The organism is Pseudonocardia nigra (genome assembly GCF_019396355.1).
Taxonomy (GTDB): Bacteria; Actinomycetota; Actinomycetes; order Mycobacteriales; family Pseudonocardiaceae; genus Pseudonocardia; species Pseudonocardia nigra.
Map to the genome: position 1 here is coordinate 1 of NZ_JAHKRK010000535.1, position 812 is coordinate 812.

Genomic DNA, 812 nt, shown 5'->3' on the forward strand with positions numbered 1-812 from the left:
TGTGGAACCAGCAGCGCTGTTCCCTGGCCTGGGGAAATACTTCGCGTAGGGCGCCCCAGAACCCGAGCGCGCCGTCACCAACGGCGAGGACCGGGGCCGACATGCCGCGCCGCGCGCAGTCGCGCAGCAGGTCGGCCCAGGACTCGGTCGACTCCCGGTAGCCGTCGGTGAGCGCGACGAGTTCCTTGCGCCCGTCGGCGCGCACGCCGATCATCACCAGCAGGCACAGCTTGTGCTCTTCGAGGCGGATGTTGACGTGGTAGGGGTCGGCCCGGGGCGCGGTGCCGGTGTTTCCACCGGTCCGTTTCCCCGGGCCGCGCCTCCGAACCGGACGTGCGCCTCGTCGACGCATCCGGCTCTCCACAAGTCCCGCTGGAGTCCGTGAGGTGCTCATCCGGTGCTCGGCCAGGGTGAGGGGATCTTCGTGCCCCGGTAGCGGTAGCGGGTTGTCTGCACCGCGCCGGGGTTGAACAGGATCACCTCGCCGTCGGCGGGCCACCACCGGTCGCCGCAGAAGCGGCGGCGGAGTTCCTTCCAGGTGATCCCGGGGTGCTTGCGGCGTAGCCATCGGATGACCTGGCGCCAGGTGAAAGCGCGCAGGTAGCCGAAGGCGATGGCCGACACCCCGGGCCGGAAGTGGGCGGTCCAGCCCGCAGCACCGGGTTGAGCCGGCGCAGCAGGGCTTCGAGCGGCAGGTTCGTGTTCTGTCGGCACCGCGTCTTCACCGTGGCGGTCACGGCCTTGATGGCCTTGGCCGAGGGGTAGGAGTAGACGTAGAGCCGGTTGGTGCCTCGCTTGCGGCGGCGCTGGAT

At 70.2% G+C, this 812-nt stretch carries 1 protein-coding gene and 1 pseudogene; both read right to left on the bottom strand.

What is annotated here, in order from left to right:
• Positions 1–253, bottom strand: a pseudogene (locus KME75_RS42060) (transposase); the annotation flags it as partial.
• A gap of 137 nt (positions 254–390) precedes the next feature.
• Positions 391–714 (bottom strand): group II intron maturase-specific domain-containing protein, encoded by a 324-nt coding sequence (locus KME75_RS45530; protein ID WP_308283541.1) that lies wholly within the window; start codon positions 712–714, stop codon positions 391–393.
• Between the last annotated feature and the right edge of the window lie 98 nt (positions 715–812).